Raw genomic sequence first — 14,523 nt, 5'->3', positions numbered from 1 at the left:
CCCAGTTGCGCATAAAGATCAACCGGTTGCGCGATGCGCATTCGCAATCCCTCTCCCGCATCCCTATCTTGTTGCAGTGCAGCATGAACCGCAGTGTCGCGGGCTGCGAGGGAGAAACCTTATGCGACTCGCCAGGATCGTTTCCCGGATGAACAAGTCCGCCGCGGCCTTCGCGGCACCCGGACCGAAGGCGGCGATCGTCGATCGGCTCGCCGACCTGCCCGGCCCGTTTGACAATCCCGGCCAACTCGGCACGCGTTGCTATGTGCCTGCCAAGCTCAAGTCGCCCGCCGCGCTGATCGTGGTGCTGCACGGTTGCACGCAGGATGCGGCGACCTACGATCACGGATCGGGCTGGTCGCGGCTGGCGGACCGGCACGGCTTCGCGCTCCTCTATCCGGAGCAGCGGCGGAGCAACAATTTCAACCTCTGCTTCAACTGGTATCAGCCGGGCGACGCGGCGCGCGGGGCGGGCGAGCCGGCCTCGATCCGGGCGATGATCGCGCGGATGGCGGAGCTCCACCCGATCGATCCGGCGCGCATCTTCGTCACCGGCCTCTCGGCGGGCGGGGCGATGGCCTCGGTGATGCTCGCGACCTACCCCGAGACGTTCGCGGGCGGCGCGATCATCGCCGGGCTGCCCTATGGCGTCGCCGGCAACCTGCACGAGGCGTTCGAGACGATGGCGGGCCGCGGGATCGCCGACGACAAGGCGCTCACCGCCGCCGTTACCGCCGCATCGCCGCACGCGGGTCCGTGGCCGCGCATATCGGTGTGGCACGGCACCGCCGACAATCTGGTAGTGCGCGGCAATGCCGATGCCATCGTCCGCCAGTGGCAGGGCGTCCACGGGCTGAGGCGCGCGCCCGACGTTGCCGACCGCGTCGACGGATATCCGCACCGCGTGTGGCACGGCGCCGATGGCGCGGCGCTGATCGAGGAATATGAGATCACCGGCATGGCGCACGGCACCCCGCTCGCGCCCGGCCGCGGCGCCGGCCGATCGGGCAAGGCGGGCGCGCATATGCTGGATGTCGCGATAAGCTCGACCGACCGGATCGCGGCGTTCTTCGGGATCGCCAAGGCGGCGGCGCCTGCGGCGAAGCGGGTGGCGGCGAAGGCGGAGGCGGCGGCGACAAAGCACGCCGCGCCGCGCCGCAAGCCGGCAAAGGCGCCGCCGGCGCACGCGACGGTGCAGACGATAATCGAGGATGCGCTGCGCAGCGCGGGGCTGATGCGCTAGGCGGGGGCCAGGAGCGGGGATCGTTCGTCATTTCCCTATTCCGTCATCCTTCTATTCCGTCATCCCGGCGAAGGCCGGGATCCATGCTGACCCGGTGTTGTGACACGGCGACTCCGTATGGACCCGGCCTTCGCCGGGGTGACGGTGGAGGGATTGGGGCGCGAAAGCGGGTCTTTCCATTGGCCTGTGCCGTCACGCGAGTGAATCGCGTGACGTCGGTCGTGTCGCACCGGCAGAGCCGGAGCGCACGCCGTCCGGCACTTGCCGGCTCTTCGCGCAGGCGGCGAATGCTTCCGCATTCGCTCTCCTGCGCTCGGCGGCTCGTGCGAATGTTCCCAATGTTCGCACTGACCATGGGGGTGCAGAGATCACTCGGATGGCGCGTCGGCGAGGGTGTCGAGCTGGGTGGGGAAGGCGGCGCGGGCTTCGGATTGGGGATCGGCGGTGCCGTCCTTGCGCAGCTCCCACGGCGCGGCGAAGCGGCGGGGATCGAGGCGGGCGAGCAGCCACATGAGGAGCTTGTCGCTCGGTACCTTGCGCTCGGCAACGAGATCCCCGTCGCGATAGACCTGGTCGACGCGGCCGTTGATCGCGCGATCGAAAGCGAGCGCGGAGAGGCGGCCGACGGCGAGCTGCTCGGCGGTGTCCCACGCCGCGGCGAAGGGGGCGGAGCGGGCGCGCAGCCGATAGGCCGAGCGCGCCGACAGCCGCGCGGCCGAGCAGGCGAGATGAACCGATCCGGTTTCCGCGAGATTGGCGAGGAAGATGCGCTGGCGATCGGCGCTCCACCCAATCAGGCGCTTGCGGCTGTCCTCCAGCGCGACGCCGTCGAAAGGCATTGCGGGGGTGGGCGGCGCGGGCGCCATGGCAGTGTCGGAGGGCTGTGCGGCCTCGGCCGGCGGTTCAGCGGGGGCGGGCAGCAGATCGGTCGGCCACACCTCGCCGCGATCCGGCTGCGGCACCAGCGAAAGCCGCGGCCCACCCTCTTCATCCGCCGCCTCGGCCACCGCCTCATGGCGCCGCCGCGCGGCAGTCCACGCCTCGTAGTCGTCGATGTCCATTTCGCGGCTATGGCGTCTCATGAGATGCTCCTTCTGACAAGAATGGGAGCAAGCATCTTATCCTATATGGTTATCTGTAGGACATCATCTCGCTGTTATGACGGAAAGGTAAGCAGCGCAGGAGCGTAAAGAGGCTGTCGCGTGTGTTACAGGCGACCTCGACCGGCATTATCCACCTGCTTGCCGATGCCGACGAGTGGCAGCAAAGAGATTCTGTTTCAGTAGTTCAGCAAGGGAAGGCGGTTGCAGTGCCGCTCACGTTCAACGGTCTGCTCGCGGAGCATGGACTTTCGCCAAAGGGGGTAAGGCTGCTCCGTCATGCCAAGCGGCAAGGCGCGGCTGGAATGTCGCCGTTGCAGGCGTGGCGCGACGACCGGCCGCGGTTCGAAGCCTATCAATCGACGCAGCCGGCGAAGGACCGCGCTTTCTTCGACGCGCCATATTGGGCGAGCTTTGTCGCCTTCCCGCCGCGAGAGACGATGTTCGTGGGCCTCTACCGAATCGCCAAGGGCGAAGAACGTGTTCCCGCTTTCGATTGTCCCCTAACCGCGCGGCAAGTGCCGGAAGGACAGATCGACCGCTGGGCGACCCAGCCGCATCCGGATTTCATGGAGTTTGCGGGAAAGCTCTTCATCGACTGGGGTGCCGGAACCCGGAGCTGGGGCCAGCGGGCGGAGCGGCGAAACAAACCGATCTTGGAATTGCGCCGAGACGATCATGAGGAAACATATCCCGGTCACACGGCTTTTCTTCGCCAGCTTTCAGAAGTCGAGGCGTTGCCGCCGTCATGGGTGGCGATACTGCGCAGCAGCCGGGGCGTGTATCTGCTCACCTGTCCGGCGACGCGTGAGCAATATGTCGGCGCGGCGTTCGCCCAAGGCGGCTTTCACGAGCGCTGGGTGCAGCATGCTGGTCGACAGGGCGACGCGATCGCCTTCCGGTCACGAGCGCCGAGCGACTATCGCGTTAGCATCTTGGAGGTGGCCGGCTCGCTGGCGACGGATCAGGACATCATTGTGATGGAGCAGCGCTGGAAGGCCAAGCTGCAAAGCCGCGAGATGGGACTCAATCGGAACTAACGCTCTGAAGCGTGTCGTTCGCGACTTTCAAATTATGCCGCCCTTTTGCGTGTCCGCGTCGCGTCGCCGCGCCCGGCGATCAGACCGGCGATCGAGATGTCCTCATCGAGTCCTTCCCAATGGAGGCCGCTGGCGCTGATACTCACCTTGGCGCGCTCCTCCGGCGCTGCGTGGAGCAATCGGGGAAACCAGGTGAGAGGGATGCCGAGCGTGCGACCGTCGTCCAGCGCGACCCACATCTGGTCCTCGTCGAAGCGGACCTCTGTTGCCCTAGCCGAAATGCTCATGCCATGCCTCTTCGATCTTAGCACGATACACGTCTGGCCGACACGGGACTAAATCCCGTGTCGTCGGTCCTCGCTTTAGCGAGGCCGGCCGGCATTCGGCTGATCCTCGACTAAGCGACCCTCGCTGCGCTCCGGGTCGCTTAGGTTCGGGCCTCATGCTTACTCCGCAGCTACCCCAGCCCGCGTGAACATGTCGTCGCCCCCCTCAGCCTCCGGCGCGTCATTCGCCACCTTCGCCTTCTGGCGCTTGTCGAAACTGTCCCAGACCTCGTTCCAGTTGCCGCGGGTCGCGGCCTTGGAATATTCGGTGGCGCGGGTTTCGAAGAAATTGGCGTGCTCGACGCCGTTCAGGAGCGGCGTCAGCCAGGGCAGCGGGTGCTCGTCGACCATGTAGATGGGCTTCAAGCCGAGCTGGCCGAGCCGCCAGTCCGCGATGTAGCGGATATACTTCTTGATCTCGCGCGGGGTCATGCCCGGCACCGGCCCCTGCTCGAACGCCAGATCGATGAACGCATCCTCCAGCCGCACGGTCGTCTGGCAGACGTCCATGATGTCTTCCTTCACCGCCTTGGTGAGGCAGTCGCGCTCCTTGACGAAGGCGTGGAACAGGCGGGTGATGCCCTCGCAATGGAGGCTCTCGTCGCGGACCGACCAGGAGACGATCTGCCCCATGCCCTTCATCTTGTTGAAGCGCGGGAAGTTCATCAGCATCGCGAAGCTGGCGAAGAGCTGCAGCCCCTCGGTGAAGCCGCCGAACATGGCCAGCGTCTTGGCGATGTCCTCGTCGTTATCGACGCCGAACTGCTGAAGGTAATCGTGCTTGTCCTTCATCTCGGCATATTCGAGGAAGGCGCTGTACTCGCTCTCGGGCATGCCGATCGTGTCGAGCAGGTGGCTGTAGGCGGCGATGTGGACCGTCTCCATGTTGCTGAACGCGGTCAGCATCATCTTGATCTCGGTCGGCTTGAACACGCGGCCGTATTTGTCGTGGTAGCAATCCTGCACCTCGACGTCGGCCTGAGTGAAGAAGCGGAAGATCTGGGTGAGCAGATTGCGCTCGTGATCGGTGAGCTTCTGCGCCCAATCGCGGCAATCCTCGCCCAGCGGCACCTCCTCCGGCATCCAGTGGATCTGCTGCTGACGCTTCCAGAATTCGAACGCCCAGGGATATTCGAACGGCTTGTAGGTCTTGGAGGCTTGGAGAAGGGGCATCAGAGGAACTCCGGTCTAAATCGTCATCCCGGCGAAGGCCGGGATCCATGCGGCATCGGCGCCGCGCTGCATCAAGTCCGTCTGGACCCCGGCCTTCGCCGGGGTGACGGGAGGAGTAAGGCCACTCATCCCCGCACCACGCGGGTGCGGTAGACGGTGTGGGTGCGGCGGGCGCCGACGCCGAAGACGACGATGCCGAGGAAATAGCCGAAATCGTACCAGCCGCCGTTGTTCGGCACCGCATAGACCGCGACGTCGGGCATGAAGAGGCTCAGCACCCAGGCGACGGGGAAGATGAAGCCGTGCCACACGCCGAGCAGGAAGCCGGGCGAGTCCGGCGCGACGCCGGTGGCGACCTGCGTCGCGCAGGCGGTGAGGGCGAGGAGGGGAAGGAAGTTTAGAAACTGCCTAGCGCGAGCCAGCCGAAGATCCCGATCCAAAAAAACGCCATCGCCACGGCGACGACCAACAAAAGCCCCAGAAAGACGTTGAGCGCTATCCGCACGCTTCGTCTCTCGGGCACAGCCCGTGTCCCGAGCCATGCCAAGGCTGCGCAGATCGCCAAGGCGATCCACGGCCATTCCTTGGCGGTCACCTACTGACACGCCAGGCATTCGTCATAGTCCGTGGTCGCCGCCAGCTCGAGCTTCTTGAGTTCGGGCGTGTTGTCGGCTTCGACGCCGCCCGCGAAGCCGGCGCGCTGGACGCTCTTGGAGCGGAGGTAATAGAGCGACTTCACGCCCAGCTCCCAAGCGCGGAAGTGGAGCATGAGGAGGTCCCACTTGTCGACGTCGGCGGGGATGAAGAGGTTCAGCGAGGTCGCCTGGTCGATATAGGGTGTGCGGTCCGCGGCGAGCTCGATCAGCCAGCGCTGGTCGATCTCGAAGCTGGTCTTGAAGCAGTCCTTCTCCTCCTGGGTGAGGAAATCGAGATGCTGGACACTGCCGCCCTTCTCGAGGATCGAGTTCCAGATCGTGTCGGCGTTCTTGGCCTTCTCGATCAGCAGCTTCTCGAGATGCGGATTGCGGATCGCGAACGAGCCCGACAGCGTCTTGTGGGTGTAGACGTTGGCCGGGATCGGCTCGATGCACGCCGAAGTGCCGCCGCAGATGATGCTGATCGACGCGGTCGGAGCGATCGCCATCTTGCACGAGAAACGCTCCATCACGCCCATGTCGGCGGCGTCGGGACACGGCCCGCGCTCGTGCGCCAAGTGCATCGACGCCTCGTTCACCTGCGCCGAGATGTGCTTGAAGATCTTGAGGTTCCAGCTCTTCGCCATCGCGCCCTCGAAGGGGAGGCCGCGCGCCTGGAGGAAGGAGTGGAAGCCCATCACGCCGAGGCCGACCGAGCGCTCGCGGCTGGCGCTATATTTGGCGCGCGCCATCTCGTCCGGCGCGCGGTCGATATAGTCCTGGAGGACGTTGTCGAGCATGCGCATGACGTCCTCGATGAACGTCTTGTCGCCGTTCCACTCGTCCCACGTCTCGAGGTTGAGCGAGGACAGGCAGCAGACCGCGGTGCGGTCCTTGCCGAGATGGTCGGTGCCGGTGGGCAGCGTGATCTCGCTGCACAGATTCGAGGTGGTGACCTTGAGCCCCAGATCGCGGTGATGCTTGGGCATCGACCGGTTCACCTGATCGATGAAGATGATGTAGGGCTCGCCGGTCGCGAGGCGGGTCTCGACCAGCTTCTGGAAGAGCGCGCGCGCATCGACGGTGGCGCGGGCGGAGCCGTCCTTGGGGCTCTGCAGCGTCCATTCGGCGCCGTCGCGCACCGCTTCCATGAAGGCGTCGGAGATGAGCACGCCGTGGTGGAGGTTGAGCGCCTTGCGGTTGAAATCGCCCGAGGGCTTCCGGATCTCGAGGAACTCCTCGATCTCGGGGTGCGAGATGTCGAGATAGCAGGCGGCCGAGCCGCGGCGGAGCGAGCCCTGGCTGATCGCGAGGGTCAGTGAATCCATCACGCGGACGAAGGGGATGATGCCGCTAGTCTTGCCGTTGAGGCCGACCGGCTCGCCGATGCCGCGGACGTTGCCCCAATAGGTGCCGATGCCGCCGCCGCGCGACGCGAGCCAGACATTCTCGTTCCAGGTGCCGACGATGCCCTCGAGGCTGTCCGACACGGAATTGAGGTAGCAGGAGATGGGCAGGCCGCGCCCGGTGCCGCCGTTGGAGAGGACGGGGGTGGCGGGCATGAACCACAGCCGGCTGATATAATCGTAGAGCCGCTGGGCGTGCGCAGCATCGTCGGCATAGGCCGAGGCGACGCGGGCGAAGAGATCCTGATAGGATTCGCCGGGCAGCAGGTAGCGGTCCTGCAAGGTGTCCTTGCCGAAATCGGTCAGCAGCGCGTCGCGCGCGGCATCGGTCTTCACGTCGAAACGCTTGGCCATGACGGTCTTGCTCTCGCTGACGGCGCCGTCGCCGCTGTCCGCCGGGACGCTCTCGTTACCTGCGAAATCCACAGCTTTCTCCCCTATCTTATACACAATATATAGGGCGAGGGCCTCGCCCGATCCCCCTATGTTGTGATGACAGGGCTAAAACGGGCGGGCGGCCCATGGCAAGATGGGGTTTGGTTGCGGCAGGCGCAATGTGTCCGCCGTGCCACCCGCGACGCGCCGGAAAAGAGTCCTTTCCTGCCCCGTCAAGACGGTAAAAATTTTTTTACGATTGGGGTGGGGGAGGGAGGTGTGATGGTCTGACCGGCACGTGGATTCGCTGATGCTGGACACCCGCGCAGACGTCATGCTGAACTTGTTTCAGCATCCATCTCGATGAGGACGCGACTGTCGCCAAGATGGACCCTGAAACGAGTTCAGGGTGACGTTCTTGATAAGCATCAAGCGCTCGCGTTCCTCGGCGAAAGCCGGGGCCGAGCACTTATGCTCTGGCCCAGACCGGACCCCGGCGTGCGCCGGGGAGCAGTGGGTTGGCTGTGCAGCCGTCGCAGCCCGGCACCATGCGACGCGTCCAAGTTCTACGGTCATTGCGAGGAGCAAAGCGACGAAGCAATCCAGTCGCGCGGCTGGATTGCTTCGCTGCGCTCGCAATGACGGGAAGCCGACGTGAAGCTCTAAGACAATCCAGTTGGCGTTGCGAGGCGTACTTAGCCCGCCTTCTCCGCCTTCGCCGCTTCTTCCTCCGCCGGCTTGAGCAGCGCATCGACGCTTCCCGCCGTTACCGCGTGGTAGCCGGGCCTTGCCTTCGCATAGACGCGCTCGGCGATCGGGCGGCCCCAGTCGGCTTGGGCGAGGAGGTCGCGGAAGAGGGGTTCGACGAACTTGCGGCGGCCCATGCTGGTCAGGAAACGCTCGATCGCGGGGACGGCGGGGTCGTAGCGGTTGGCGATCGCGAGGCGGAGCCAGGCGAAGAGCACTTCGCTGTTGCGCGTCTGCGAGAGCTTGAAGGTGCCGTCGAGCCGCTGGAGCTGCTCGGTGCCGAGATCGCGCGGGAGGGCGTTCAAGAAGCGCACCCGCTCCTGCGTGCCCCAATTGTTGAAGCCGAGCGCGTCGGGCGAGGTCTCCGGGCCATAGGCCTTGGCGGCGGCCGCCATCTTCTCCAGCTCGGGCGAGACCGGCGCGGCGGCGTTGGACGGAATGCCGGGGCGATAGGCCCAGGCGTCGAGCTGCAGCTTCTTCTCCAGCGCCGTGTCGCCCTTGATGAGGTTGGCACGCAGATCCTCGAGGAACAGCCGCGTGGTGATCGGCTGGAAGGCGTGGCGGTCGAAATAGGAGCGGAGCCAAGCGTCGAACCGCTCGCGGCCGACCGCGGCCTCGATGGTGCGCAGGAACGCGGCGCCCTTCTCATAGGCGATGTCGGCCATGCCCTCGTCGGGGTCCTGGCCCTTGAGATCGAGGTGGAGCTGGGTGGCGGGAGCTGCGGCGCCGCCCGCGTCGCGCACCGCATTCTGGAGATCCTCCCAGCCGAGCGATTTGAGCATCTGCGCGCGCTCGGGGCCGTAGAGCGCTTCCATGATGCGACTCTCGATATAGGTGGTGATCCCCTCGTTCAGCCAGAAATCCGCCCAGGTGGCGTTGGTGACGAGATTGCCCGACCAGCTATGCGCCAGCTCGTGCGCGATGAGGCTGGTGAGGCTGCGGTCGCCCGCGAGCATCGTCGGCGTCAGGAAGGTCAGCATCGGATTTTCCATCCCGCCGAACGGGAAGGAGGGCGGCAGCACGATCATGTCGTAGCGGCCCCAGCGATAGGGGCCATAGAGCCGCTCGGCGGCGTCGACCATCTTCTCGGTATCGTGCAGCTCGTTGGCGGCCGCCTTCAGCGTCACCGGCTCGGCCCAGACGCCGGTGCGCGGCCCCAGGCTCTGGAAGGCGATGTCGCCCGCGGCGAGCGCGATGAGATAGGGCGCGACGGGCTTGTCCATGCGGAAGCGGAAGGCGCGCTTGCCCTCGCCCGCGGGCTCGCCTTCCGGAGTCAGCGCCTCGCCGCTCATCACCGCCTTCAGCGGCGCGGGGACGACGATGCGCGCCTCCCACGTCTGGCGGATGCCGGGGCTGTCCTGCGTCGGAATCCAGGTGCGGTTGAGGATCGACTGGCCCTGGCTGAACAGGAAGGGGTGGCGCTTGCCGGCGGTCTGCTCCGGGGTCAGCCATTGCAGCGCGGCGGCGTCCGGCGCGCTCCTATATTCGATGACGATGCGGTCCGCGCCGGCGAGCTCGACTTCGAGCGGGCGGCCGAGCATGTCGTCGCCCTCGCCGACCTGCCAGCGCAGCGGCTCGCCCGATCGGCTGCGGACCGAGACAATCTCCAGCCCCTTGTCGTCGAGGATGATGCGCTTGGCGCCCTTCGCCGCGGCGACGTGCAGCGTCGCGGTGCCGTAGAGGATCTTCTGCTGGAAATCGGCGGTGAGGTTGAGCGCGACATGCGTCACCCGCGCCTCCGCCGGAACGGCGTAGCTGTGGATGTCCTTGGCGTCCGGCGTCAGCAGCACCGGCGCGACCATCCGCTGCGCGCCCGCCTGCATCGGCGCGTCGGTCGGCGTCTCGGCCGGCTTCTCCTTGCACCCGGCAAGGGCAAGCGCGGCGGCGAAGGGAAGCGCGAGAGCGAAGCGGATCAAAGGCGGCCTTTCGGATCGGGGGAGGCCGAAAGGACTAACCCCAGCACCCGCTCCGGGCAAGGCTCGCGTCCCGCGGCCGCGTGGCCGCTGCTTGCCTGCGCGGTGCGGCCGAGGACTTCGAGGCGGGGCTGGCGATACCGCTCGCGGCGCGCTTCCGACGGGTGTTCAGGCGCCGTGGCCGGCGGCGGGGTCGTCGTCCATCGCTCCGCCCGCGCCGCCCATTCCGCCGCCGCCACCCATCCCGCCACCACCACCGCCACCACCGCCACCGCGCGCGCGATCGCCTTCGCCCTTGCCGCGCGCGCCGGCGCCAGCAGGCCGCGTCGGGCCTTGTGCCGGGATGTCGAGATCGGCCGGTATCGGCTCGAGATCGAGCGCGCGGCGAATGAAATCGCGAAGCGAGACGACGAGCGCATGGGTGTGCACCGCGCGTCCCGCCGCCAGCTCGCGCGCGGCACGCTCGGCCAGGCGGACATGCTCTTCGGTGCCGAGCAGGATGATGTCGGACAGCGCGGCCTCCACCGCATCGCGGATGCGCCGGGCGCGATCCGATCCCGGACCGCCGCTGGCCGGATCGGGAATCGCCACGGCATCGGCATCGCGCTGCCGGCGCCGCTCGTCACCCAGATGGGTCGGATCGACGGCGAGATCGCCGGTGAACGATCCGCCCAGGACCTTATAAGCCGCAATCAGCGTCCGTAGCCGCTCGTTGATCTGCCGGTTGAGCCGTTCGCGGCGCTGCTGGATCGTCATCATCGCGAGGAGGCGCACGCCGACGCCGATCAGAGCGAACAGGGCGAGGCCGATCAACGTGCCGAGCAGGCTGTGCCACGAACTGAAATCGATATTGCGCAACCGTGCCACCCCTCTGCCGTGCCGCGCAAGCCGACCGTGGCGAGCGCGGCGGAGCCGGACGTCCGGCGGGCGGGCTTATTCCTCGCCCATCCGGAGCGCGGCGATGAACGCCTCCTGCGGAATCTGGACGCTGCCATATTCGCGCATCCGCTTCTTGCCCTCTTTCTGCTTTTCGAGGAGCTTCTTCTTGCGGCTGATGTCGCCGCCATAGCATTTGGCGGTGACGTCCTTGCGGAGCGCCGCGATCGTCTCGCGGGCGATGACCTTGCCGCCGATCGCCGCCTGGATCGGGATCTTGAAGAGGTGGCGGGGGATGAGGTCCTTCAGCCGCTCGCACATGCCGCGGCCGCGCGTCTCGGCGCTGGCGCGGTGGACGATCATGCTGAGCGCATCGACCGGCTCGGCATTCACCAGGATCGACATCTTGACGAGATCGCCCTCGCGGTGGCCGATCTGGTGATAGTCGAAGCTGGCATAGCCGCGGCTGATGCTCTTCAGCCGGTCGTAGAAATCGAACACCACTTCGTTCAGCGGCAGCTCGTAGCGGAGCTGCGCGCGGCCGCCGACATAGGTCAGGTCTTTCTGGATGCCGCGCCGGTCCTGGCAGAGCTTGAGAATCGCGCCGAGATATTCGTCGGGCACATAGATGGTCGCCTCGATCCACGGTTCCTCGATGGTGTCGATCCGGTTGGGATCGGGCATGTCGGCGGGGTTGTGGAGCTCGATCGTCTTGGCGCCCTCCTCCTTCGATTTGGAGAGGTGGATCTTGTAGACGACGCTCGGCGCGGTGGTGATGAGATCGAGGTCATATTCTCGCGTCAGCCGCTCCTGGATGATCTCGAGGTGGAGGAGGCCGAGGAAGCCGCAGCGGAAGCCGAAGCCGAGCGCGGCGGACGTTTCCATCTCGAACGAGAAGCTGGCGTCGTTGAGGCGCAGCTTGTGGATCGAATCGCGCAGCTTCTCGAAATCCGCGGCATCGACCGGGAAGAGGCCGCAGAACACCACCGGCTGCACCTCCTTGAAGCCGGCGAGCGGCGCGGGCGCGGGGCGCTTGACGTCGGTGATCGTGTCGCCGACGCGGGTCTGGCTGATGTCCTTGATCTGCGCGGTGATGAAGCCGATTTCGCCGGGTCCGAGCTCGGGCAGATTCTCGATCTTGGGGCGGAACGCGCCGACGCGATCGACCAGATGCTGGGTACCGCCGGCCATGAACTTGACCATCTGGCCCTTGCGGATGCTGCCGTCGATCACGCGGATGAGGATGACGACGCCGAGATAGGGGTCGTACCAGCTATCCACCAGCATGGCCTTCAGCGGCGCGTCGCGATCGCCCTTGGGCGGCGGGATGCGATCGACCACCGCCTGCAGTACCTCGTCAATGCCGATGCCCGATTTGGCGGAGGCGAGCACCGCATCGTCGGCGGCGAGGCCGATGATGTCCTCGATCTCGGCCTTCACCTTGTCGGGCTCGGCCGAGGGAAGGTCGATCTTGTTGATGACGGGGACGATCTCGTGATCGTGCTCGATCGACTGGTAGACGTTGGCGAGCGTCTGCGCCTCGACGCCCTGCGCCGCATCGACCACCAGCAGCGCGCCCTCGCACGCCGCGAGGCTCCGGCTGACCTCGTAGGCGAAGTCGACGTGGCCGGGCGTGTCCATGAGGTTGAGCGTGTAGGTCTCGCCGTCCGCCGCGGTCCATTCCAGGCGCACGGTCTGCGCCTTGATGGTGATCCCGCGCTCCTTCTCGATGTCCATATTGTCGAGCACCTGGCTCGACATCTCGCGGTCGGTCAGCCCGCCGGTGCGCTGGATCAGCCGGTCCGCCAGCGTCGATTTGCCGTGGTCGATATGGGCGATGATCGAGAAATTGCGGATCTTCGAAAGGTCGGTCACGTCGGCTGCCATGTCAGGAAGTTCGCGAGCGCCGATAGCAGCGGCCTTCGCAAATGCGAAGCGGCTTCCGGGGGCGGCTGCGGGATGCTATGACGACGGCGAGCGCAGGGAAGGGATCCGGGGCCGCGCTCGTGTGGCGTCGCTGCCGGGATCGTGGGGAGATTCGAACGTGCGCACTTTCGTTACATTCGCCGTCGCAGCCGCTCTGGTCGCGACTGCCGCGCCCGCGCTGGCGCAGGGCAAGTCGTCGGGCCGCAAGATGCAGGAGCGCGGGCAGCAGGAAATTCCGGTCTGCACCCGAAAACTGGGCACGATCGCGGTGGTCGAGCCGGACAACAATTGGTGGCAGGCGCTGGGGCTCGGCAGCCCGGAGGCGATCATCAAGCTGTTCGTGATGAAATCGGGCTGCTTCGGCCTCGTCGACCGCAACAAGGGCCTCGCCAGCCGCAATATCGAGCGCGCGCTCGCCGACAATGGCGAGTTGCAGCAGGGCTCGAACATCGGCCGCGCGCAGGTGAAGGCGGCGGATTATTTCGTGGTGCCGGACATCGTCAGCCAGAATTCCAACAGCGGCGGCGGCGGCATCGGCGGCGCGCTGCTCGGTGGGCTTTCGAGCCGCTTCACCGGCGGCCTGATCGGCGGCATCTCGGTCAAGAAGAAGGAAGCGAACGTCATGCTGACGCTCGTCAACTCGCGCACCACCGAGCAGGAGCGGATGACCGAGGGTTATGCGCGCAAACAGGACATCGGCTTCGGCGCGGGTGCGGGCGGCTTCTGGGGCGGCTTCGCCGGCGTCGGCGGCGGCGGCTACCAGAACACCGACATCGGCCAGGTGATCGTCCTCGCCTATCTCGACGCCTACAAGCAGCTCGTGACGCAATTGGGCGGCCTGCCGCTCGATCCCAGCGCGGCGGCGCCGCAGGCGCAGTAAGCGGCGGCGGACAAACTGTTCCCCGGCGAAAGCCGGGGTCCAGACTCTAGTTTGTCCGATTCTCGAAGCTGAGCCCCGGCTTTCGCCGGGGAAGAGCGGGGGCGTGTTCGCTCTTACCGTCACCCTGAACTTGGTTCAGGGTCCATGGCGGAGACGGTCGCGATCGTCATCGGCATGGATGCTGAAACGAGTTCAGCATGACGGAGACGGGGGAGAAACACGGCCTCCCCCGCTACGCCGCGTTGCACGGCGAGGTCGCACCGGTGCCGTCGGGCCCCCATTTGCGGAAGCGTTTGGAATCGACGTGGAAGCGGGTGCCCGAATAGAAGCCGAGGCCGATGTCATAGCCTTCGCCCCGCCAGCGGTGGATGGCGCAGAGGCTGCGGATCATCGCCTCGCGCGTGATCGCCTGAATGGGCACCATGTCGATCGCGAAGAAGTGGCGGTGCGCGCTTTCCTTCGCGCCGCCCGAGCATTGGTTGAGCCCCTCGTTGCGATAGCCGGAGACCGCCTCGACCGGGCCGATCACCGGCGCGACATGGTTGCGCACGAACTTCAACGTCTTCACGACATGCGCCCATTCGGTGAAGGGCGCGACCTCGAAGCGCGGGCCGCCGCACTCCCGCCACATGCTCGCGGTGCGGACGAGCTGCCAGGTGGGCAGCACGTCGGCCACCGCCTGCGCCTCCAGATGCGTGCGAAAGGCGATCACCTTGGCGCGCGCATCGGGGCTGCGCGCCAGCCAGGCATGATAGTCGGCCTCGCCCTGCCCGTCGGCGACGCTCTCCGCCGCCGCGACGGGCGCAGCGAGGAGCGACAGCGCGGTGAGCGCTGGGAGAAGCCGGGGGAGGCGCATCGGGAGAAGATAGGGTCGCGTGCGCCG

At 66.4% G+C, this 14,523-nt stretch carries 12 protein-coding genes; 3 read left to right on the top strand and 9 right to left on the bottom strand.

Annotated elements, in window-relative coordinates; all coding sequences use genetic code 11:
• Positions 1–121: 121 nt before the first annotated feature.
• Positions 122–1,243 (top strand): extracellular catalytic domain type 1 short-chain-length polyhydroxyalkanoate depolymerase, encoded by a 1,122-nt coding sequence (locus B9N75_RS03610; RefSeq protein WP_085217568.1) that lies wholly within the window; start codon positions 122–124, stop codon positions 1,241–1,243.
• Between the two features lie 368 nt (positions 1,244–1,611).
• Here the strand turns inward: B9N75_RS03610 and B9N75_RS03605 are convergent, their stop codons facing one another.
• Complete coding sequence (locus tag B9N75_RS03605) at positions 1,612–2,325, bottom strand: hypothetical protein (RefSeq protein WP_157123675.1); 714 nt, start codon at positions 2,323–2,325, stop codon at positions 1,612–1,614.
• Positions 2,326–2,447: 122 nt separating this feature from the next.
• Between B9N75_RS03605 and B9N75_RS03600 the strand changes: the two genes are divergently transcribed.
• Entirely contained in the window at positions 2,448–3,383 is a 936-nt protein-coding gene (locus B9N75_RS03600; protein WP_244552415.1) for a GIY-YIG nuclease family protein, read from the top strand.
• 32 nt (positions 3,384–3,415) lie between these two features.
• Here B9N75_RS03600 and B9N75_RS03595 read toward each other — a convergent pair whose 3' ends face one another.
• The 7 genes from B9N75_RS03595 to lepA form a co-directional block, all read right to left on the bottom strand.
• The gene (locus B9N75_RS03595) at positions 3,416–3,670 is read right to left on the bottom strand and encodes a DUF2442 domain-containing protein (protein ID WP_085217565.1); all 255 of its coding nucleotides are present in this window, start codon (positions 3,668–3,670) and stop codon (positions 3,416–3,418) included.
• Positions 3,671–3,829: 159 nt separating this feature from the next.
• Positions 3,830–4,882: a ribonucleotide-diphosphate reductase subunit beta gene (locus tag B9N75_RS03590; RefSeq protein ID WP_085217564.1), complete on the bottom strand. Its 1,053-nt coding sequence runs from the start codon at positions 4,880–4,882 to the stop codon at positions 3,830–3,832.
• 125 nt (positions 4,883–5,007) lie between these two features.
• Complete coding sequence (locus B9N75_RS03585; protein ID WP_244552414.1) at positions 5,008–5,322, bottom strand: hypothetical protein; 315 nt, start codon at positions 5,320–5,322, stop codon at positions 5,008–5,010.
• 155 nt (positions 5,323–5,477) lie between these two features.
• Positions 5,478–7,349, bottom strand: coding sequence for a ribonucleoside-diphosphate reductase subunit alpha (locus B9N75_RS03580; RefSeq protein ID WP_244552413.1), 1,872 nt, complete (start codon positions 7,347–7,349; stop codon positions 5,478–5,480).
• A gap of 644 nt (positions 7,350–7,993) precedes the next feature.
• The gene (locus tag B9N75_RS03575) at positions 7,994–9,961 is read right to left on the bottom strand and encodes a M1 family metallopeptidase (RefSeq protein ID WP_244552412.1); all 1,968 of its coding nucleotides are present in this window, start codon (positions 9,959–9,961) and stop codon (positions 7,994–7,996) included.
• Between the two features lie 165 nt (positions 9,962–10,126).
• Positions 10,127–10,825 (bottom strand): hypothetical protein, encoded by a 699-nt coding sequence (locus tag B9N75_RS03570; RefSeq protein ID WP_425292408.1) that lies wholly within the window; start codon positions 10,823–10,825, stop codon positions 10,127–10,129.
• A gap of 66 nt (positions 10,826–10,891) precedes the next feature.
• Positions 10,892–12,721, bottom strand: a complete 1,830-nt coding sequence (gene lepA, locus B9N75_RS03565; RefSeq protein WP_085217561.1) for a translation elongation factor 4 — start codon at positions 12,719–12,721, stop codon at positions 10,892–10,894.
• A 157-nt stretch (positions 12,722–12,878) separates the two neighbouring features.
• Between lepA and B9N75_RS03560 the strand changes: the two genes are divergently transcribed.
• Positions 12,879–13,640: a CsgG/HfaB family protein gene (locus B9N75_RS03560; RefSeq protein ID WP_244552411.1), complete on the top strand. Its 762-nt coding sequence runs from the start codon at positions 12,879–12,881 to the stop codon at positions 13,638–13,640.
• A 232-nt stretch (positions 13,641–13,872) separates the two neighbouring features.
• Here B9N75_RS03560 and B9N75_RS03555 read toward each other — a convergent pair whose 3' ends face one another.
• On the bottom strand, positions 13,873–14,496 hold the full coding sequence (locus B9N75_RS03555) for a D-Ala-D-Ala carboxypeptidase family metallohydrolase (protein WP_085217560.1): 624 nt from the start codon (positions 14,494–14,496) through the stop codon (positions 13,873–13,875).
• Positions 14,497–14,523 lie beyond the last annotated feature (27 nt).

The sequence above is a fragment of the Allosphingosinicella indica genome, from assembly GCF_900177405.1.
GTDB classification, from domain to species: Bacteria; Pseudomonadota; Alphaproteobacteria; order Sphingomonadales; family Sphingomonadaceae; genus Allosphingosinicella; species Allosphingosinicella indica.
This window is presented reverse-complemented; position numbering and strand designations above follow the sequence as displayed.